17 protein-coding genes are annotated in these 18806 nt (G+C 73.1%); 13 read left to right on the top strand and 4 right to left on the bottom strand.

What is annotated here, in order from left to right:
* Positions 1–887: 887 nt before the first annotated feature.
* Both ACLQ20_RS31010 and ACLQ20_RS31005 read right to left on the bottom strand, forming a co-directional pair.
* Positions 888–1151, bottom strand: coding sequence for an SCO4848 family membrane protein (locus tag ACLQ20_RS31010; protein WP_151454827.1), 264 nt, complete (start codon positions 1149–1151; stop codon positions 888–890).
* Between the two features lie 371 nt (positions 1152–1522).
* Positions 1523–1990, bottom strand: a complete 468-nt coding sequence (locus ACLQ20_RS31005) for a hypothetical protein (protein ID WP_327029932.1) — start codon at positions 1988–1990, stop codon at positions 1523–1525.
* 283 nt (positions 1991–2273) lie between these two features.
* Here ACLQ20_RS31005 and ACLQ20_RS31000 point away from each other — a divergent pair, with 283 nt between their 5' ends.
* The 13 genes from ACLQ20_RS31000 (at position 2274) to fxsT (ending at position 16594) form a co-directional block, all read left to right on the top strand.
* Positions 2274–2723, top strand: a complete 450-nt coding sequence (locus ACLQ20_RS31000) for a PRC-barrel domain-containing protein (protein ID WP_327029933.1) — start codon at positions 2274–2276, stop codon at positions 2721–2723.
* Positions 2724–2755: 32 nt separating this feature from the next.
* A complete protein-coding gene (locus tag ACLQ20_RS30995; protein ID WP_192581407.1) occupies positions 2756–2932 on the top strand; it encodes a hypothetical protein in 177 nt (58 codons plus the stop codon).
* A gap of 86 nt (positions 2933–3018) precedes the next feature.
* Positions 3019–4077 (top strand): tryptophan--tRNA ligase, encoded by a 1059-nt coding sequence (gene trpS, locus ACLQ20_RS30990; protein ID WP_425858325.1) that lies wholly within the window; start codon positions 3019–3021, stop codon positions 4075–4077.
* Between the two features lie 86 nt (positions 4078–4163).
* Entirely contained in the window at positions 4164–4679 is a 516-nt protein-coding gene (locus ACLQ20_RS30985; RefSeq protein ID WP_225852214.1) for a DUF6098 family protein, read from the top strand.
* A gap of 122 nt (positions 4680–4801) precedes the next feature.
* Complete coding sequence (locus ACLQ20_RS30980; RefSeq protein WP_151454823.1) at positions 4802–5329, top strand: DUF6244 family protein; 528 nt, start codon at positions 4802–4804, stop codon at positions 5327–5329.
* 173 nt (positions 5330–5502) lie between these two features.
* Entirely contained in the window at positions 5503–5925 is a 423-nt protein-coding gene (locus tag ACLQ20_RS30975) for a hypothetical protein (protein ID WP_151454830.1), read from the top strand.
* 14 nt (positions 5926–5939) lie between these two features.
* Complete coding sequence (locus ACLQ20_RS30970) at positions 5940–6389, top strand: SitI3 family protein (protein WP_425858324.1); 450 nt, start codon at positions 5940–5942, stop codon at positions 6387–6389.
* Between the two features lie 67 nt (positions 6390–6456).
* Entirely contained in the window at positions 6457–7359 is a 903-nt protein-coding gene (locus ACLQ20_RS30965; RefSeq protein WP_327029937.1) for a DUF4231 domain-containing protein, read from the top strand.
* Positions 7360–7620: 261 nt separating this feature from the next.
* Positions 7621–9939: an FxsB family cyclophane-forming radical SAM/SPASM peptide maturase gene (locus ACLQ20_RS30960; protein ID WP_425858328.1), complete on the top strand. Its 2319-nt coding sequence runs from the start codon at positions 7621–7623 to the stop codon at positions 9937–9939.
* Positions 9936–10733 carry an aminoglycoside N(3)-acetyltransferase gene (locus ACLQ20_RS30955; RefSeq protein WP_151454829.1) on the top strand — a complete coding sequence of 266 codons (798 nt, stop codon included), beginning with the start codon at positions 9936–9938 and terminating at the stop codon, positions 10731–10733. The genes ACLQ20_RS30960 and ACLQ20_RS30955 overlap by 4 nt, the downstream gene beginning before the upstream one ends.
* A gap of 77 nt (positions 10734–10810) precedes the next feature.
* Complete coding sequence (locus tag ACLQ20_RS30950; protein WP_151454819.1) at positions 10811–11488, top strand: TIR-like protein FxsC; 678 nt, start codon at positions 10811–10813, stop codon at positions 11486–11488.
* Positions 11475–12686 (top strand): TIR-like protein FxsC, encoded by a 1212-nt coding sequence (locus ACLQ20_RS30945; protein WP_358122341.1) that lies wholly within the window; start codon positions 11475–11477, stop codon positions 12684–12686. Before ACLQ20_RS30950 ends, ACLQ20_RS30945 begins: the two co-directional genes overlap by 14 nt.
* Entirely contained in the window at positions 12683–16594 is a 3912-nt protein-coding gene (fxsT, locus tag ACLQ20_RS30940; RefSeq protein WP_327029940.1) for an FxSxx-COOH system tetratricopeptide repeat protein, read from the top strand. Before ACLQ20_RS30945 ends, fxsT begins: the two co-directional genes overlap by 4 nt.
* Here the strand turns inward: fxsT and ACLQ20_RS30935 are convergent.
* Together ACLQ20_RS30935 and ACLQ20_RS30930 are read right to left on the bottom strand one after the other, a co-directional pair.
* Positions 16588–17538 (bottom strand): alpha/beta fold hydrolase, encoded by a 951-nt coding sequence (locus ACLQ20_RS30935; protein WP_327029941.1) that lies wholly within the window; start codon positions 17536–17538, stop codon positions 16588–16590. The two genes, fxsT and ACLQ20_RS30935, sit on opposite strands and share 7 nt — an antisense overlap.
* A 232-nt stretch (positions 17539–17770) precedes the next feature.
* Positions 17771–18538 (bottom strand): RluA family pseudouridine synthase, encoded by a 768-nt coding sequence (locus ACLQ20_RS30930; RefSeq protein ID WP_192581406.1) that lies wholly within the window; start codon positions 18536–18538, stop codon positions 17771–17773.
* Positions 18539–18806 lie beyond the last annotated feature (268 nt).

Genomic DNA, 18806 nt, shown 5'->3' with positions numbered 1-18806 from the left:
AACAACCACACACCGCCCAGAAACCCCACACCGTGGAGCACCCGACCCGGGGCATTTCGTTCACCGTGTCCGCCGCTCTCGCGCCGGGCACTTTTACTACGTTACCTCACCGTCTTCGCCGTGTCAAACCGTTTGTTCCGGTCTGTCGTGCTTCGTACGGGTTGGCTCCAACGAGCGCACGCAGCAGCGAACCGTTGCGTTGATCATCGGATTTGGCAGACCGGCCGCTCTGCGGTTTCCCGCGAGCTCGCCCGGATCCCTGCCCGGCCGTGAACCTTACCCGGTCGGCTTCGCAGCACCAAATCCGCCTCGCGGCAGATCCGGTGAGCCCCGCCCGGGGCCGCGTCGTCCAAGGATTCGATCCCGTCCGACCCGGGCCAGTTCGGTTCGGCGCCTCAGGACTTTCGCCCTGTTTGCCCCGTTCCGCGCTGGCAGAGAGAAAGTTACGCGTCTGCGGGTTTGAACGTCAAATCCGGGGGTAGCGTCCCCGGTCACATCATTTCCCGCTCGCTATATCGCCTGCTCAGCGCCGGTGCGGCGCTTGTCCCCCCGCAACCAGGGCACCTTGCCGCTTCGCCCGGCAGCCAAGGCGCCACCGCCACGGGGCAGCACCGCCACCTTCCGAACGCCCGTATCCGTCGCAGTCACGCCTCATCCGCACATGCCTGCCGCAGGGTGCCGGCGGAGGTGTCAGCGCGCCAGGCACCGCGGCATCCCCCACGACCCTGGAGCGGCCTGGTGGCAGTGAATGTGGCGCGGCGTGTCGCGGAACTCCGGTGTGCGGTGGAGCAGCCTGGTGGCAGTTGACCTCGGGGGCCCGGTGGAGCAGATCGGTAGCGATGGACCTCGGGGGCCCGTGCGGCAGCCCGGTGACGGTGGAGCGTCCGTCAGGGTGCCTGACGGTCGGCGCGCCGGCCGGCCGCCCGCCAGGCTCGGACGCCGAGCACACCGACAGTGGTGCCGATGAGCAGAGACGCCGCGATCAGCAGAGCGTGGATCCAGAGGAAGCCGGTGGCCGGGAACTCCCCGACCCTGCCCGTGGACCAGGCCCGCGGGTCCTTCCAGATGGCGACGGCGAACCTCGGCCAGATCACCCAGGTCCAGATTCCGACCCCGGTGAGGAAGAGCGCCCAGCCGCGCGACAGCACCATGGCTGCCGAGTATGCCAGCGCGAGCTGACGGGCCAGCGGTGGAGGCGCAGGTCAGGGGACCTGCCACCGCCGGGGACCTGCCGCCGCCGGCGCCGTGCCGTGCGCTCAAGCCGGGAGCGCGGCGCAGCGCTTCCGTATGTCGTGCGGCTTGACGGGCAGTGCCTCGGCGGCCGGGAGCTGGTGCGAGCCGTAGCCGCACTGGCGGCCCGTCCGTCGGGCGGCTCCCCCGTGCACGTGGACCTACCGAAAGCCGAAGAGAACGGTGAGCAGTAACGCGTTTCCTTGTGCCATTCCGAAACTGCGGTGGGCGTTTCGCACGGCTCCCCCGGAAACGGGAGGCCCGCATGATCGCGGACCTCCCGAACACACCGTCAGAAGCAGGTGCCGATGCCGCCGATCGCGGGGTTCGCCCGGTCGTGGTAATGGATCGTGCCGCTCGGGTCGGCCATGAAACCGCCCCAGATGATGCAACCGCCCCTGACGTACGCCCGGGCGGGCCCGGCCGCCCAGAGCTTGTCGCCGTCGTCGGTCTGGGTGGGCAGGTACTGGGCGGCGAGGTAGACCTGGGTGCGGGTCAGCGTCCCCACGTAGGCGGACTTGACGGTGACCGTGCAGCCGTAGCCGACCATCGCGTTGTGCAGCAGGTACACGGTGCCGAGCCGGACGCCGGTCTCCGCGTGCCGGATCGGGTCCTGGTCCACGACCGTGTATCCGAGCCCGCAGAGCGACTGCGGCGTGACCGGGTTGACGACGGCCGCCGGCGCCGCGGCGCCGGCCCCCGCGACGAGCCCGAGCGCGACGGCGAGCACGACCCCGAGCCGACGAATGGTGCGGTACATCCGTGTCCCCCTTTTCCTCTGCGACAGATGCGTCACCAGAATGGTCGGCCCGGTTGACCGAACGAATGTGCCGACTGGACACTCCGCATCCCCGGCGGATGTGCGCGGCCCATTTCCCGTCGCCGCCACCTGCGGCACAGCGCGCCATTCATCGACGGTCGGCGAATATGACGTACTTCGCACCGAGAAATTTCAGTGAACCGAAAATTGCCGTGTTGTTTCCCGGGAGCGCGGGCGGGGCACTGACTTGGGGACCGGCGCAGACCGTCATCGGAGGTGACCCGTGCAGCCGTCGACATTCAACCCCTGGACCTGGCGCGACCCGTCCGCCCTCGCCGGCGGGTACTCCGGAGCCAGCCCCGACTCCGCCCCACCGGACGGGCCGGAGCCCGGCGGTGACGGACCCGACGCCCCCGGCCCCGGCACCCCGCTCGACCTGGTCGGCTACCGGGTGGAGGCCACCGACGGGCGGATCGGCTCGGTCGACGAGGCCAGCGACGACACCGACGCCCGCTGGCTGGTGGTGGACACCGGGCCGTGGATCTTCGGCCGCAAGGTCCTGCTGCCGGCCGGCACGGTGACGCGGGTGGACCACCTGGACCGCACGGTGCACGTGGACCGCACCCGCGACCAGGTCAAGGAGTCACCGGCCTTCGACGCGGATGCCTACGGCGAGCCCGGCTACCGGGACCGGATCGGCGACTACTACCGGGACAGCTACCGGCAGGGCTGAGCGGGCAGGGCCGGACCCGCTACCGTGGGGGCATGGTCCGGCCGATCAGCTACGCGCCGGAGGTCGTCGACCTGGTCGACGGCCTCCCGCTCGGTGTCGTGACCATCTCTCCGACCCGCTCCGACGACGGCCGCGAGCGGATGATCGACGTACTTCGTGCCGGTGGACTGCGGTTCCGCGACGGCGCGCGATGGCGTTCGGCTCACTGAGCCGACCCTGACCGACCCGGGATGACATCCCCGGTCGACGCGCGCCCGCGCACACCTCGTCCACCAGGCACGAAAGGCGTACCACCATGTCCGTTGCACGGATGCTCACCGGGGACCGCCCCACCGGGCGGCTGCACCTCGGCCACTACGTCGGCAGCATCGCCAACCGGGTGCGGCTGCACCAGCGCTACGAGAGCTTCTTCATCATCGCCGACCTGCACATGCTCACCACGCGGAACACCCGCGAGGACATCGAGCGGGTCGCCGGCAACGCCCGGGAGATGGTCACCGACATCCTGGCCGCCGGCGTCGACCCGCGGCGTGCCACCTTCTACCTCCAGTCGGCCATCCCGGAGGTCGGCGACCTGAACACCCTCTTCCAGAACCTGGTCACGGTGCCCCGGCTGGAACGCGTGCCCTCGCTCAAGGACATGGCCCGCGACGCCGGCAAGGAGGAGATGCCCTACGGCCTGCTCGGGTACCCGGTGCTCCAGGCCGCCGACATCCTCTGCGTCAAGGGGCAGGTCGTACCGGTCGGCAAGGACAACGCGGCGCACGTGGAGGTGACGCGGGAGATCGCCCGGCGCTTCAACCACCTCTACGGGGAGGTGTTCCCCGTGCCGGAGACGATCGCGTCCGAGACGCCCACCCTGGTCGGCACGGACGGCCGGGCGAAGATGAGCAAGAGCCTGGGCAACGCGATCGCGCTCTCCGCCGATCCGGCGACGGTCCGCCGCGCGGTGCTGGGCATGTACACCGACCCGAACCGGATCCGCGCCGACGTGCCCGGCACCGTCGAGGGGAACCCGGTCTTCGCGTACCACGACATCTTCAACCCCGATCGGGCGCAGGTCGACGACCTCAAGGAGCGCTACCAGGCCGGGCGGGTCGGCGACGTGGAGGTGAAGGAGAAACTGGTCGTCGCGCTCGACCGGTTCCTGGACCCGATCCGGGAACGCCGGGCCCGGATCGAGGCCGAGCCCGGGCTGGTCGACCAGTTGATCTTCGAGGGCACGGAGCGGACCCGCCACGAGGTGCGGCAGACGCTCGTCGAGGTCCGCCGGGCGATGGGGCTGACCAGCGCGTACACGCAGGTGCGCCGCCGGGCCGAGCGGCACCGCAAGGCCACGGCCACGCCGGCCTGAGCGGTCGTACGACCGGCGACCGGCCCGGGACGGGGAATGAGCTCCGGCACCGGGCCGGTTCGTGCGGAGCGGTCGCAGCGGGATGAATGAGTGGCTCCGGGCGGGGCAACTGGAACACCATGGGCGTGGTCCGGTACGAGGCGGTGCTGCCGGTCGTCGACGAGCTGGACCAGCTCGTCGACCTGCTGCGCAAGGCGGCCCCGGGTGAGCAGCTGTACGTCCGGTGGTCCCGCGGGCCGGGCGTCGACCTGTCCGGCGAGCACGGGTCGGGGCAGTCCAGCAAGGACGCGCTGACCGGCATCGACCTGCCCGGCCTCTCCGCCAATCCGCTCGCCGTCGAGTCGTGGTGGGGCGATCGGCCGCTGCGGCTGTGGGTGGCCCGCCGGCTCTACGACTACTGCCACCTGCGTCGGCTACGCGGCCCGGGCGTACGTCCCTGGGTGCTGGCCGGCGAGCAGCGCGGCCGGGGCCCGGACAACGAGCCGCTGGTGCGGTGCCGCCGGCCGGTCGCGTGGGTGTCGGAGCGGGCGCTGCGGGAGGCGGACCGGGTCGTCGAGGCGCAGGCGTCGACGGAGTGGGGACCGCTGCACCGGGCCGACTGATCCGCCCCGCGACCAGGTCGGCCTCCCCCCACCGCCCCGGAGGGTCTGGCGGCCCGGGGGCGCGGGTCGCTAGGTTTCAGCTTCGGGTATCTCACTGTCGTCGATCGGGGGAAGTCGGCCGCGTGTCGCACATCGAGAAGATCACCGGGGAACTGCGCGCCTTGACGACCGGCGTCGACAGGGCGCAGGCGCTGGCGTCCGCCGCCGACAACCAGGCGCAGGAGGTTGCCCTGCGCGCCGCCGGCGCCGGCTTCGCCGCCGTGGCGGCGGGCGTGATCCGGGTACGCGACGGCATCTCGGCCGTCCGGGGCAGCCTGGGCAGCCTCGCGACCACCATCGGCGAGGCCACGAAGGCCACCGCGGCCGTCCCGCAGGAGGCCAGCCCGCACGAGACGATCACCGGCCTGGCACCGGTGCACAACGCGTGCGACGGCATCCGCGACACCGCCGCCGCCACCATCGCGCAGGTCCGCGAGACACGACAACTCGTCACCACCGTCCTGCACGGCGGCCAACCGGGCCCTCTCGTGCAGTCCCTGGAGAGCATCACGCAGGTCCTGAGCCTGGTCGCCCAACGCACCGCCAGCGCCCGGCAGGCGGTCGAGACGGCGATCGCCGAGGCCCGACAGCTGGGGTCGGCGGGAAACTGACCGGGGCTGGCGGCACCACACCGACCAGCCCTACCTCGACCGCCGACGCCGGCACCGCCGGCCGCCACCCTGGGCACGAGGATCCCATCCACGACCCGGCCCACGACTCCGCGCCGTGGACCAGACCCGCCACCGGCACCGCCGGCGGCACACCGACCGGACCACGCACCCGAATCCCGGCCAATGAGAGACCGGCCGAACGCCGCAGCCTGGAACTGGAGAACGAGGCCGCCGACACGGTCGCCAGCAGTGGCTATCGGGTGCACCAGAACCCCACGAAACAGGAGATCGCGACGGCCAAGCTGAATGCCGGCGACGTCGTCGACGAAAAGAGGTCGCCGGATTACCTGATCGAAGGGCTCGTCTTCGATTGCTACGCTCCCACTTCCTCTGCGGCACCACGCTCCATCTCAAGTGCGGTGAGCAGGAAGGTCGGGCGGCGGCAGAGCCAACGGGTAGTACTGAACCTCCAGGACTGGCGGGGAGATCCCGCCGCCCTGCAAAAGCAGTTCGACGACTGGCCGGTACCGGGGCTGAAGGAGTTGGTGGCCGTCACACGGAGCGGCCAGATCGTCCAGATCGTCCGGCGGGACTGAGGAAGGTCGAACGCATGTCCATCACCTATCGACTGACGCTCGCGGGCGACGTCCCGCTGGACCGGATGGCCTCGCTGGTCGCCCCCGAGGCGGCCGAGACCACGACGCACTCCGGCGCCCGGATGCTCAGCGCCGACCTGAACGAGGAGTGCGGCTACGCCGTCAGCATCGTCGCCGGCAGCCGGGGCTACTACGGGGCCGAGGACGACGGCGGCGTCCCGTGGGAGTGGGAACCGGCAACCTACGTCGACATCGACTTCCACATGCGAAAGGACACGCTGGGGGAGAAGGGCAGGCCGCACATGCTTCGGACCGTGGGCCGGGTGCTGGCCGACCGGCCCGAGGACGCGGCGCTGGTGCTCAACGACAACTGGTTGCTGCTGACCCGGTTCGACGGCGTGATCCGCCGGCACAACGAGGCCGACTGGTACGACGAGGCGTACGACAGCTTCCTGCCCAGCTGACCGCCGCCCGCCGGATTGGCCGCTTCGGGTCCCCCTGGCGCGGGCGCGGCCGCCCTACCATCGGATCGTGGCGAACTTCGATGTCCCGGCAGCGGTCGCGACGATCTGGCAGCGGCAGGCTGCCTGGTCACGGGCGTCCGGTGAGGCCAAGCGTGCGATCACCCGTGCGCGGTTGACCATCGCCGCGCTCACCGTGGGGGCCGCCGTGTGCGGCACCCTCGCCAACCAGCTCGGGCACGCCCACCCCGGTGTGGGGCGGGCGCTCGCGATCGTCGCGGCGGCGGCGCTGCTCGTGGTGCCGCTGGCGGCCCGGTGGTCCTCCCGGGAGGCGGTGCACGCGTGGACCCGGCTCCGCTCGGTCTCCGAGGCGCTGAAGGCGGACACCTACCGCTACCTCGCCGGGGTCGCCCCGTTCGGCGGCGCGGACCGGGACGCCGTCCTGCTCGGCCGGTTCGACGCGCTCATGGACGACGCCGGCGACCTGGTCGGCCGCACCCTGGACGCGCCGCCGGCCGACCGTCCGCTGCCAGCCGTCTCGGACGTGGCGACGTACGTGACGGAACGGTTGCAGCGGCAGGTCGACGGCTACTACCTGCCGGCGGCCCGCCGGATGGCCCGCGCCGCGCGGCGGGTCCGGTACGCGGCGACGGGGCTCACGATCGCCGCCGCCCTGGTCTCCGCGACGGTCGGGGTGCTCGGCGACAACCTCGGCCTCACCGCCTGGATCGGTGTCGCGGCGGCCGTGACCACGGCGCTGGTCGGCTACGGCTCAGCCCAGCAGTACGAGCACCACCAGATCGAGTACGCCCGCACCGCCGACCAGCTGACCCGGCTGCGCACGGCCCGCGAGGCCGGGCTGGGCTGGGCCGGCGACGACGCGTTCGTCGCCGAGGCGGAGCGCATCATCTCGCTGTCCAACGAGGGCTGGATGGCAAAGATGATCGAGCAGGATGGCGCTGCGCAGCCGTGACATCACTGGTTGTGCCATATAGCATCGTCGATAGTCGTCGTTGACCGTCGTCGTGGGCGGTCGTCCGTCCACTCCCGACTCCAAATGGGGGAACCGACGTGGATCGCACCGCACGCCAGCCCGATCCGACCGCGCCGCCACTGGACGACCTCCGGCGTACCCCGCTCGGCCGGATCTCCCTCGACCGGGCCCGGTCCGTCGCGCGCGTGGCCGGCCGGAGGGAGGATCGTCCGGCGCGTGTCGACGTCGCGGCGTTCAGCTCTGCGATCTGAGCCGGACGGGCAGCCGACCGGGCAGGTCGCCCCGCTGACGCAGTACGTGCTGAAGCTGGTCAGCCGCTGCGACCTCGCCTGCGACCACTGCTACGTCTACGAGCACCCCGACCAGTCCTGGCGGCGCCAGCCCCGGGTGATGGCCTCCGCCACGGTGGCGGCGGTCGCGGAGCGGATCGCGGAGCACGCGGCGGCGCACCGGCTCGACGCCGTACGGGTGGTCCTGCACGGCGGCGAGCCCCTGCTCGCCGGCGCCGCCCGGCTCGACTCCACTGCCGGCACCCTGCGGCGCGTCATCGGCCCGGTGGCCCGCCTCGACCTGCGGATGCAGTCCAACGGTGTGCTGCTCACCCCGGCGACCTGCGACGTGCTGGTCACCCACGACGTCAAGGTGGGGATCTCGCTCGACGGCGACCGGGCCGCCAACGACCGGCACCGCCGCCACGCCAACGGGTCGAGCAGCCACCGCCAGGTGCTGCGGGCGCTGTCGCTGCTGCGCAGCCCCGCGTACCGCAGCAGCTACGCGGGCATCCTCTGCACCGTCGACCTCGCCAACGACCCGATCCGGGTGTACGAGGCGCTGCTGGCCGAGGAGCCTCCGCACGTCGACTTCCTGCTGCCGCATGCCAACTGGGACAACCCGCCCGCCCGGCCCGACGGCCCCGCCACTCCGTACGCCGACTGGCTGCTGGCCGTCCACCGGCGGTGGCTGGCCGACGGGCGTCCGGTGCCGATCCGCCTGCTGGAGTCCCTGCTCTCCACCGCGTCCGGGCACGGCAGCCGCAGCGAGGCGGTCGGGCTCGGCCCGGCCGACCTGGTCGTCGTCGAGACCGACGGCACCTTCGAGCAGGTCGACTCGCTCAAGTCCGCCTTCGACGGCGCCGCGGCCACCGGCCTGGACGTCTTCCGCCACCGGGTGGACGACGCCGCGGCCCACCCGGGGATCGCCGTACGGCAGACCGGTCTCGACGGTCTCTGCGCGACCTGCCGCGCGTGCCCGGTGGTCGGGCACTGCGGCGGCGGGCTCTACGCCCACCGGTACCGCGCCGGGGACGGCTTCGACAACCCGTCCGTCTACTGCCCGGACCTGCTGGAACTCGTCCGGGTGGTGACGGCGGCCCCGGTCGCCGACGAACCCGACCGGCCCACCGACTCGCTCCACCCGCGCGTCCTCGACGACCTGGCGACCGGCGCGGGCGCGGCGGGCTCGGCCGCGCAGCTCGCCGCCGTCCACCTGGCGCTGGTGCGCGCCCTGCTGGTCGCGCTCAGCGAGCGGGCCGCGGGCGACCCGGTGGCGGCCGAGGGCTGGCGGCTGCTGGTCCACCTGGACGACGCGCATCCCGACGCCGTCCGCGCCGTGCTGGCCCACCCCTTCGTGCGCCGTTGGGCACGGCGCTGCCGGGACGGGACGGCGGAGCTGTCCTACCTGGCCTGCGTGGCGGCGGCCGCCGCCGTCCGCGCCCGGGTCCGGGCCGACCTGCCCGTCCCGGTGCGCGACGGGGTGGTCAGCCTGCCGACGCTCGGCGCGCTCGCGGTCGGTGCCGAGCGGGGCGTCGTCAGGCTCGTCGTCGACGACGGCGACGTCCGGCTCGCCGGCCGGCGGATCGCCGTCCTCCCGGGCCACGACGGCGACCCGGCCCGAAAGGACGGGCCGGACGGCTGGCTGCCGGTGCGTGCCGTCCGTCTCGGCGGGAACCGGCTGCTGTTGGAGGACACCGATCCGCACCGGAACGGCTACGACCTGCCGGTCGAGCCGCGGCTGTCCGGCGCCGCCGCGCTGGGGTGGACGCGGCGGCTGGAGGGGGCGGTGCGGCGGATCGACGCCGAGGCCACCAGCTACACGGCGGGCGTACGCACCCTGCTGCGGGCCGTCGTGCCGCTGCGCGCGGAGCCGACCGGCCGGTTCCGCAGTGCCGCCGCCGGCGTCGCCTTCGGCGCGGTGGCCGTCACGGCCGTACCCGACGACGCCACCCTCGCCGTGCTGCTCGTGCACGAGGTGCAGCACCTCAAGCTCAGCGCGGTGCTGGACGTCTGCGACCTGTTCGACCGCGACGACACCCGGACGCTGCGCGTGCCGTGGCGGGACGACCCGCGCCCGGTGGAGGGCGTGCTGCACGGCGTCTACGCCCATCTGGCCGTCGCCGACGTGTGGCGCCACCGCCCCGGGCCGGCCGCCGGGGACCATTTCCGCCGCTACCGGGACTGGACCGACGGGGCCCTCGACGCCCTGCTCGACCTCGGCGTCCTGACCGCCGCCGGCGAGCGGTTCGTCGGGGGGATGCGCGCCACCGTGGACACGTGGCCGTGACCGCCGGCCCGCTCCGGCGGGCCACGCTGACGGCGGACCTGCGCGCGCTGGGACTGCGGCCGGGGTCCACCGTGCTGGTGCACTGCGCCCTGTCCCGCGTCGGTCGGGTGGCGGGCGGCCCCGCCACGCTGCTGGCCGCCCTGCGGGACGTGCTGGGCGGAGCGGGCACGGTGGTCGTACCGGCGCAGACGGCCGGTAACTCCACCACCTCGCGGGCGTTCCGGGCGGCGACCGCCGGCTCGGGCCCCGCCGGAGTCGCGGCGGCGGAGGCGGCCATCGTGCCGTTCGACCCGGAGCGCAGCCCCGCCGAGGGCATGGGGGTCTTCGCCGAGCACGTACGCCGGCAGCCCGGGGCGTGCCGGAGCCACCACCCGCAGACCTCCTTCGCCGCCCTCGGCCCCGACGCGGCCCGGCTGACCGCCGTCCACGACCTCGACTGCCACCTCGGCGAACGCTCACCCCTCGGCGCGCTCCACGCCGCCGACGCCGTGGTGCTGCTGCTCGGCGTCGACTGGTCGGTCTGCACGGCGTTCCACCTGGCCGAGTACCGGCTGCGCCGCCCGCCGGTCGACCGGGCGTACCGGTGCTACGTGCGCGACGCCGCCGGGCGGCGGGTCCGGCACGACTTCCAGGCCCTCGATCTCCACGACACCGACTTTCCGCTGATCGGCCGGGCACTGACGGAGGCCGGCGCGGTGCGGCGCGGGCCGGTCGGCGGCGCCGACTGCCGGCTCACGGACCTTCGGGTGGCCGTCGACTTCGCCCGGGGGTGGATGGATGAGCACCGGCGGTGACGAGCGGGGCAGCGGAGGGTTGGCCACGGTCGATACTGTGGACGGTCGGGAGTCGCCGCACCGGTCGGGAGCCTCAGTTGACAGAGGGCACGCTCTGGGAGGACGAGAGCGCCCCCGTGTTCTTTCTCAGCTATGCCCACAAGAAGAACCAGGTCGCGGCGCCCCGGGACACCAACCAGAAGGTCTTCCAGCTCTTCGTCGACCTCTCCGACCATGTCGTCGAGCTGCTCGGCCTCGGCCCGGGGCGCACGGCCGGATTCATGGACCGGATGCTCGACGGCGGGCAGGTATGGACCGACGACCTGGCCTTTGCCGCCGGGCACTGCCAGGTCTTCATCCCGTTGATCTCCACTCACTACCTCAACAGCGACTGGTGTGCCCGCGAGTGGGACGCGTTCACCCGCCGGCCGATACTGACCCGGCCGGGTGCCGAGCCGTCGGCGGGGGAGACGCCGGTCATCCCGGTCAACTGGTCCCTGGTGGAGCGTCGCCGGCTGCCGGCGGCCGTGTCGCGGAGGCAGATGTTCACCCCCACCCGGCTGCCCCCGGAGATCGCTCCGCAATACCACGAAGAGGGCATCTACGGTCTACTGAGCCTCGGCGACACCGGCAAGGCCGCCTACGACGCGGTGGTCTGGCGGCTGGCGCAGCGGGTCGCCCGGGCCTATCGGACGCACTGGGTGCAGGCACAGGTCCCGACCGACGTGCGGCAGTTGCGCACCACGTTCGAGGAGGGCGGACATGACGTGGTCTGACCCCGTTCCGCCCCGGGGCGCATCCCGCCGGGAGACCTACTTCTTCCTGAGCTACGCCCACTCGGTGCCGCTGTCGGCCGGTGTCCGGCCGGACACCGACTACTGGGTCAACCGGTTCTTCAACGACCTGGCCACCGCCGTCCGGCACGCTGCCACGAGGAGCCGCGACCTCGACGCCGGCTTCTTCGACGGCCAGGTCAACCCGGGAGCCGACCTCAGGCAGACGCTCACCGACGCGCTCAGCCTCGCGCACGTCTTCGTGCCGCTGCACTCACCGAACTACTTCCGCAACGCGTGGGCGCTGGGCGAACGCGAGTCGTTCCGCAGCCGACTCACCCGGCTCACCCCGGCGCAGGCCGAACGGCACCTGGTGCCGGTGCTGTGGCTGCCGCTGCCGTCCCGGGGCGAGCGGCCGGAGACGACCCGGGCCCTCGACCTGGTTCCGGACGCCGGCGACCGGGCCGACTACGCCGAGAACGGCCTGCGCGCCCTCTGCAAGCTCAGCGCCTACCACGACCTCTACCGGCGGGTCCTCGAGGCGCTGGCGAAGCAGATCGTCACGGTGACCGAGACGCAGCCGCTGGCCCGGTCCCGGGCGACGACGCTGTCCAGCCACCCGGTGCCTGACAGCGTCGGCCCGGCGCTGGTGGTCACCACCCTCACCGACCACGCACGGTGGCGGCCCTACGCGGGGCAGCACGAGCTGGCCGTGGCCGACCACGTCGCCGCGACCGCCGAGCGGCTCGGCCTGCCCACCCGGGTCGTCGACCTGGCGGCGGCCCGGGCCCTGGCGCCGCGGAGCCCCACCGTCGTGCTGGTGGACGCCGCGGCCGGTGCCGCCGCCATCCGATCGGCGCTGGACGACCTGCCCCGCTGGGTCGTCCCGCTGGTCATCGCCGCCGGTCACGAGCGTGGCGCGACGGCACCCGAGTCGGTTTCCGAAGCGTTGCAGGCCGCCGGGTTCCCCCGGGTCATGCCGGTACGCGCGATCGACGAGTTCGAGCGCTGCACCCCGCTGCTGGTGACCGAGGCCCGCAAGCAGTTCCTCCGGTACGGTCCGGTCGACCCGCCGGACGGCCCGGTCACCCCGAGACCGAGCCTGCGCCCGGCCCGGCCCTTCGACGGGCCGCCCGGGTCCGGCGCGAGCCTGCCGCCGGTGCGGCCGTTCGACACGACGCGAGGGAAGGACGAGCGATGACGCCATCGCGCGAAGGGCAGGTCATCACCTTCTACTCCTACAAGGGCGGTACGGGCCGCACGATGGCGCTGGCCAACACCGCCTGGATCCTCGCCGCGAACGGTCAGCGGGTGCTCGTCGCCGACTGGGACCTGGAGTCTCCCGGCCTGCACCGGTTCTACGCCCCGTTCCTCGACGCGGAGCAGGTCGCCACCACCGGCGGCGTCATGGACCTGATCCTGGACTACGAGTGGGAGAACGCCCGCCGGCGCGAGGAGACCGGCGCCGACCCCCGGCCCGGCGACTGGCACCGGGAGTACGCGCGGGTCCACCGGTACGCGTTCTCGGTGAGCTGGGAGTTCCCCGGCGGCGGCAGCCTCGACCTGCTCCTGGCCGGCCGGCACAATCCCGACTACGCGACCAGCGTGACCGGCCTGAACTGGGACAACTTCTACAACCGGCTCGGCGGCGCGCAGTTCTTCGACGCGCTGCGCGAGGACATGAAGCGGCACTACGACTACGCCCTGATCGACAGCCGCACCGGGATCAGCGACGTCGCCGAGATCTGCACCATCCACCTGCCCGACGTGCTGGTCGACTGCTTCACCCTCAGCGACCAGGGCATCGACGGCGCCGCGGCGGTGGCCGCCCGCGTCCGCGACTACGAGGGGCGTCGGGCGCGGCGGGTGCTGCCCGTGCCGATGCGGGTCGACGACGGGGAGAAGGGCAAGCGGGACGCCGGGCGGTCGCTGGCCATGCAGAAGTTCGCCGGCCTGCCGGGCGGCATGACCGACAGCGAGCGGCAGGCCTACTGGCTCACCGTCGAGGTGCCGTACCGCGCGTACTACGCCTACGAGGAGACGCTGGCGACCTTCGGCGACGAGCCGGGCGGGCGCACCACCCTGCTGTCCGCGTACGAGACGTTGACCAGCCACATCACCAACGGCAGGATCACCGGTCTGCCCCGGATGGACGACCAGTTGCGCCGCCGGACGGTGCAGCGCTTCGAACGCAAGCCGACGGTCGTGGACGAGCTGATCCTGCTGCGGCACGTGCCCGAGGACCAGGTGTGGGCGGAGTGGGCGCAGGCCGTGCTGAACTCCGCGGACCTGCGGGTGGTCACCGCTTCCCTGGACGGGCCGGCACCCGAGCAGACGGGCTCGGCCTTCCGCGAGGTCCGGCTGGTCTCCCGCGCCTACCTGGCGGCCTGGCGTGCCCGCTCCGGCACCGGTGGCGACCGGGCCGCGCCGAGCTGGCTGGCCGTGCACGTCGACGACACCCCGCCCGTGCCGGACGTCCCGGTCGGCAGTTGGACGGCCGTGCACGACCTCACCGCCGAGGACGCGGCGACCCACCTGCTGAAGCTGGTGGGACGCACGGTGGGCGCCGCCGGCCTGCGCCCGGCCCGCTTCCCCGGGGTGCGCGCGACGGTCTTCAACGCGCCGGCCCGCAACGCCCGCTTCACCGGGCGCGAGGACCTGCTGCGCCGGCTCCGTGAGGAGCTGAGGGCGTCGGGCGGCAGCGGCACCCCGGTCGCCCTGCGGGGCGGTCCCGGTCTCGGCAAGACGCAGCTCGCCATCGAGTACGCCCACCGGTTCCGGGGCGCGTACGACATCATCTGGTGGGTCGCCGCCGACCCGCCGCAGTTCGTCGACGTGCTCATGACGGAGCTCAGCGACGAGCTGGGCCTGCCGAGCCAGGCGACGATCCCGGAGACCAACCGCGCCCTGCGGCAGCGGCTGGGTCAGACCGAGCGCCGCCCCGACGGCACCCCGCCGCCGCACTGGCTGCTGATCTTCGACAACGCCGACCAGTACGAGGACGTCCGGCCCTACCTGCCGCAGGGCAACGGACACGTGCTGGTCACCACCCGCAACCCGGACTGGGGTGACCTGGCGCGGGCGGTGGACGTCGACGAGTTCGCGCGGGCGGAGAGCGTGGCGCACCTGCGCGCCCGCCTCGGCGAGCACCTGATGAGCGTCGCCGAGGCCGAGCGGGTCGCCGAGGCCGTGGAGAACGTGCCGATCTTCGTCGCGACGGTCGGGGCGTGGTTGGCCGACACCCGCACACCGGTCGAGGACTACCTGGCCGGGCTGCGCCGCACCGGCCTGGAGACGGAGGTCTGGGACCTCCCGCTCCAGCGGCTGCGGGAGGGTTCCCCGGGGGCGTACCGTCTCCTTCAACTCGCGTCGGTGCTCGCCCCGGAGATCTCCCTCGACCTGCTCTACAGCGACCGGGTGGCGCGGGTCATCGCCCCGCACGACCCGGTCGTCGCCGCGCGGGTCGCCGACCGGGTCTCCGAGCGTGACATCGCGGCGACGCTGGTGCAGCGGATGAACAAGCTCGCGCTCATCAAGCTGGACCCGCACGCCCACCGCGTGCAGGTGCACCGGCTGTTGCAGACCGCGCTGCGCGCCCGGATGACCGACGACGAGTTGGTCACGGCCAAGCACGAGGTGCACCAGATCCTCGCCGGGTCGCGACCGCCGGGTGAGGTGGAGGACCCGGCGAACCGGCAACGGTTCCGGATGCTCTGGCCGCACCTCGACGGCTCCGACGCGATCTCCTGCCGGGACGACGACGTCCGGCAACTGGTCATCGACCGGGTCCGCTACATCTACGTCAGCGGCGGGTACGAGCAGGGCGAGCGGTACGCGCGGGAGACCGAGGCCGTGTGGTCGGCGCTGCTGGCGGAGTTGCCGCCGGACGGAACGGAGCACCGCAAGCTGCGCGTCCAACTGCTGCACCTTCGGTTCAACTGGGCGAACGTGCTGCGCAGCCTCGGGCGGTTCGACGAGGCCCTCCGGCTGGACGAGGACACCCTGCACCAGCAGGAGGAGCTGATCGGCGACAGCCACCCGCACACGCTGATGACCGCCGGTGGTTACGGGGCGGACCTGCGCACCCTGGGCCGCTACCGGGAGGCCCTGGAGCGCAGCTCGCGGACGTACGCCGCATCGGTCGAGGTGTTCGGCGAGGATCACCGGCGGACCCTGACCGCGGCGAACAACCTGGCCGTGTCGTACCGGCTGATGGGCATGTTCGACCGGGCGCTCGAGGGTGACCAGGCGACCAACCGGCGACAGCGGGTCGTCCTCGGGCCGGAGCACCCGAACACCCTGGTGTCGGCCAACAACCTCGCCCGCGACCTGCGGGAGACCGGCGACTACGAGGGTTCCGTGGCGCTGCTACGGGAGGTGGTGACCGGCTACCGGAACCTCTTCGGCGAGCAGTCCCGTGACCTGCTCACCGCGCAGGCCAACCTGGCCGTGTCGTTGCGCAGCACCGGGGAGATCGCCGAGGCGGCCCAGTTGCTCGACGAGACCTACCAGCGGCTGCTGGCCACCCTCGGGCCGACCAGCCCGGACACCCTGTTCAGCCGGCTCAGCCGCACGGCCAACCTGATGTTGCAGGGGCAGAACACGCAGGCCCTGGCGGAGCTGGTCGAGGTGGAGCAGCAGTTCGTCCAGGCGTTCGGCGCCGACCACCCGTACTCGCTGGTCTGCCGGGTCAACCTGGGCGTGGCCCAGTGGGACGCCGGCGACACGGGCACCAGCCTGTCGATCACCGAGGCGGCCGCGGCGGCGATGCTCGCCGCACTCGGCGACCGGCACCCGTTCACCATGGCGGCGGCCAACAACCTCGCGGTCTTCACCATCCTCACCGGGGAGCAGGAGCGGGGACGCGACCGGCTGCTGGCCGTGGTGGAGCAGCTCGCGGAGGTGCTCGGGCCCGAGCACCCCGACACGTTGCGGGCCCGGGGCAACCTGGAGACCGTCAACCAGGCGTTGTCGGGCGGCCGGGTGAGCATCGGGCGGATGCGGATCGCCGACCGGCTCGCCAACCGGGTCGGGCAGCACCACCCCAGTGTCGTGGTGCTCCGCGACGGGCGGTACGTGCGGCGGGTGCTCGACCCGCACCCCTACTGACCGGGCCGCGCGCCGATCAGCAGGTCGGCGCTCAGCGCGGGGTCGGGGTCGACGAGCCAGCGCAGGATGCGCGGCAACTCCTCAACCGCGTCGAAGTGCGCCGCCCCGGGCCGGACCTCCATCTCGGCGCCGGGCATCTGCGCGGCCAGCCAGCGGCCGTGGCTGACCGGGGCGAAGTTGTCGTCGGCGCCGTGCCACAGCCGGACCGGCGTCGCCGCGGTGTCGATCGCCGACAGGTCGAACGCCCAGGGGCGGCGGAACGCCAGCACGTCGTCGATCCACCCGTACGGCCCGGAGCGGAGCGCCTCCGCGTAGGTGTCGGTGATGAGCCGGCGCAGCGCCGGATCGTTGACCGCCCGCCGGTCCGCCGCGCTCATCTCCGTCCTCAGGTCCGCGAGGAGCAGCCGTGGGTCCGCGGCGGCCCGCTCGGCACGCTGGCGGATCTCCTCCACCACGGCGGCGGTGTCGGGGCTGCCGGCGCCGAACCCGCGCACGTTGCCGGTGTTCATGCCGCCGACCCAGTCCAACTCGATGGCGTTCCACGGGGCGAGACTGACCAGCACCGCCACCCGGGTCACCCTGCCGCGCAGGCGGGCATCGGCCGCGCAGGCGAGGGCGTGCGGGCCGCCGCCGGAGCGTCCGACGACCGCGAACTCCCGCACGCCCAGGTGGTCGGCGATCGCCTCGACGTCGCGGGCGGCGTCGGCGACGTCGCGGTTCTCCCGTCGGTCGGAGTCGCCGTAGCCGGGCCGGTCGTAGGCGATCAGCCGGACACCCATGCGGTAGAGGACGATGCCGCGCGGCTTGGGGCCACGTCGGCTGCCGGGCGTGCCGTGGAGCAGGAAGACGGGGAAGCCGTCGGGCGCGCCGGTCACCTCGTACGCCACGCGTCTGCTGTCCTCGCGTTCGGCGAAGTCGGCCCCTGGCTCGCCGTCTCGGGTCACTCCGTCCTGCCCTTCGGTGCCGCTACCAGCCAATACTCGCAACCCGGCATCGAGTAGAGACGATGTCGGACGGCTCCACTCAACAATCGAGCCTAATGGTCGGGCCCGCCGCGCCGCTATGCCGAGCGGGAACAAGGGGCCGGATCTGTCGGAAACGACACCGCCGGTCTGCCGCCGCTGGAACTTCCGGCGGCCGCTTCGACCGGGGACGCCGGTGGCGGGGGTCGGACGGTCAGGCGGTCAGCGCGTCGAGGGCGTCGTCGAGCCGGGGCTTCCGGCCGTCGGCGAAGACGTCGAGGAACTCCTCGCCCGGCGGGGCCCAGAACCGGGTACGCGGCTCGTCCCGCCAGTCGCAGGTGATCTCGCAGCCCCACGAGTGCAGGTACGTCCGCTGGTCCGCCTGCCCGCGGTGGAACAGCGGGTCGCCGACGATCGGGAAGCCGAGCCACGCCAGGTGGACGCGGATCTGGTGACGCCGGCCGGTGACCGGCTTGAGCACCAGCAGCGTACGGTCGCCGCTCACCAGCGCCGTGGCGAAGTCGGTACGGGACTCGTAGGAGGGCTTGGACCGGTCGACGGCCGACTCCGGCAGCGCGAAGCGGCGGCGGTCGGCGTCGTAGCGGATGGCATCGCGCTCGCCCGCGATCCGGATGGTGCCCTTGCGGCCCGGCCGCAGCGGCAGGTCGATGGTGCCGGTCTCGGGCAGCCGCGCCCCCTCGACCCAGGCCAGATAGCGCTTGTCGGCGCCCCGGCTGGCGAACTGCCGGGTCAGCGAGGCGTGCGCCGACGGCGTCCTGGCCAGCAGCAGCAGCCCCGAGGTGACCTTGTCGATGCGGTGCACCCAGTGCACCGGCTCCCCGGCGGCGGCGGCCAGGTCGGTCAGGGACTCGGCGTGCCGCTCGCCCATCACGGAGATGCCCGGCGGCTTGTCGAGCACGAGCAGGTGGTCGTCCTCGTGGATGGGATCGCGCCGAAGTTCCGACCAACTGAAGGTGGTCATCATCGCCTCGGCTCTCGACTGTGCTGAGCTGCTCGGTGTCGCCGACGGCCGGCCCCGGGACATCGGTGACGCGCGGAGCGGGGTCGAGCCGGGCCAGGTGGGCCGGCACGGCGAAGGATACCAACCCGGCGACCGCCCGCCCCGACGTCGAGCGGCGTCGCGCCCCGGGGGCATCGCGCCCGCGCCCCGGGACCGTCGCGCCGGCCCTCGGCCCGTGCGGGTGACGGCCACGAGCCGCATGCCGGCGCACCGTGGGATCACCAAATCC

Origin of the sequence: Micromonospora sp. DT46 (assembly GCF_049841735.1) — a bacterium.
Classification (GTDB): domain Bacteria; phylum Actinomycetota; class Actinomycetes; order Mycobacteriales; family Micromonosporaceae; genus Micromonospora; species Micromonospora reichwaldensis.
This window is presented reverse-complemented; position numbering and strand designations above follow the sequence as displayed.

Excerpts from the sequence above, each read along its gene's own strand:
- ACLQ20_RS31010 (WP_151454827.1), bottom strand. The coding sequence starts at position 1,151 with ATGGTGCTGTCGCGCGGCTGGGCGCTCTTCCTCACCGGGGTCGGAATC.
- ACLQ20_RS31005 (WP_327029932.1), bottom strand. The coding sequence starts at position 1,990 with ATGTACCGCACCATTCGTCGGCTCGGGGTCGTGCTCGCCGTCGCGCTC.
- ACLQ20_RS30995 (WP_192581407.1), top strand. The coding sequence starts at position 2,756 with ATGGTCCGGCCGATCAGCTACGCGCCGGAGGTCGTCGACCTGGTCGAC.
- trpS (WP_425858325.1), top strand. The coding sequence starts at position 3,019 with ATGTCCGTTGCACGGATGCTCACCGGGGACCGCCCCACCGGGCGGCTG.
- ACLQ20_RS30985 (WP_225852214.1), top strand. The coding sequence starts at position 4,164 with ATGAGTGGCTCCGGGCGGGGCAACTGGAACACCATGGGCGTGGTCCGG.
- ACLQ20_RS30970 (WP_425858324.1), top strand. The coding sequence starts at position 5,940 with ATGTCCATCACCTATCGACTGACGCTCGCGGGCGACGTCCCGCTGGAC.
- ACLQ20_RS30945 (WP_358122341.1), top strand. The coding sequence starts at position 11,475 with ATGACGTGGTCTGACCCCGTTCCGCCCCGGGGCGCATCCCGCCGGGAG.
- fxsT (WP_327029940.1), top strand. The coding sequence starts at position 12,683 with ATGACGCCATCGCGCGAAGGGCAGGTCATCACCTTCTACTCCTACAAG.
- ACLQ20_RS30930 (WP_192581406.1), bottom strand. The coding sequence starts at position 18,538 with ATGACCACCTTCAGTTGGTCGGAACTTCGGCGCGATCCCATCCACGAG.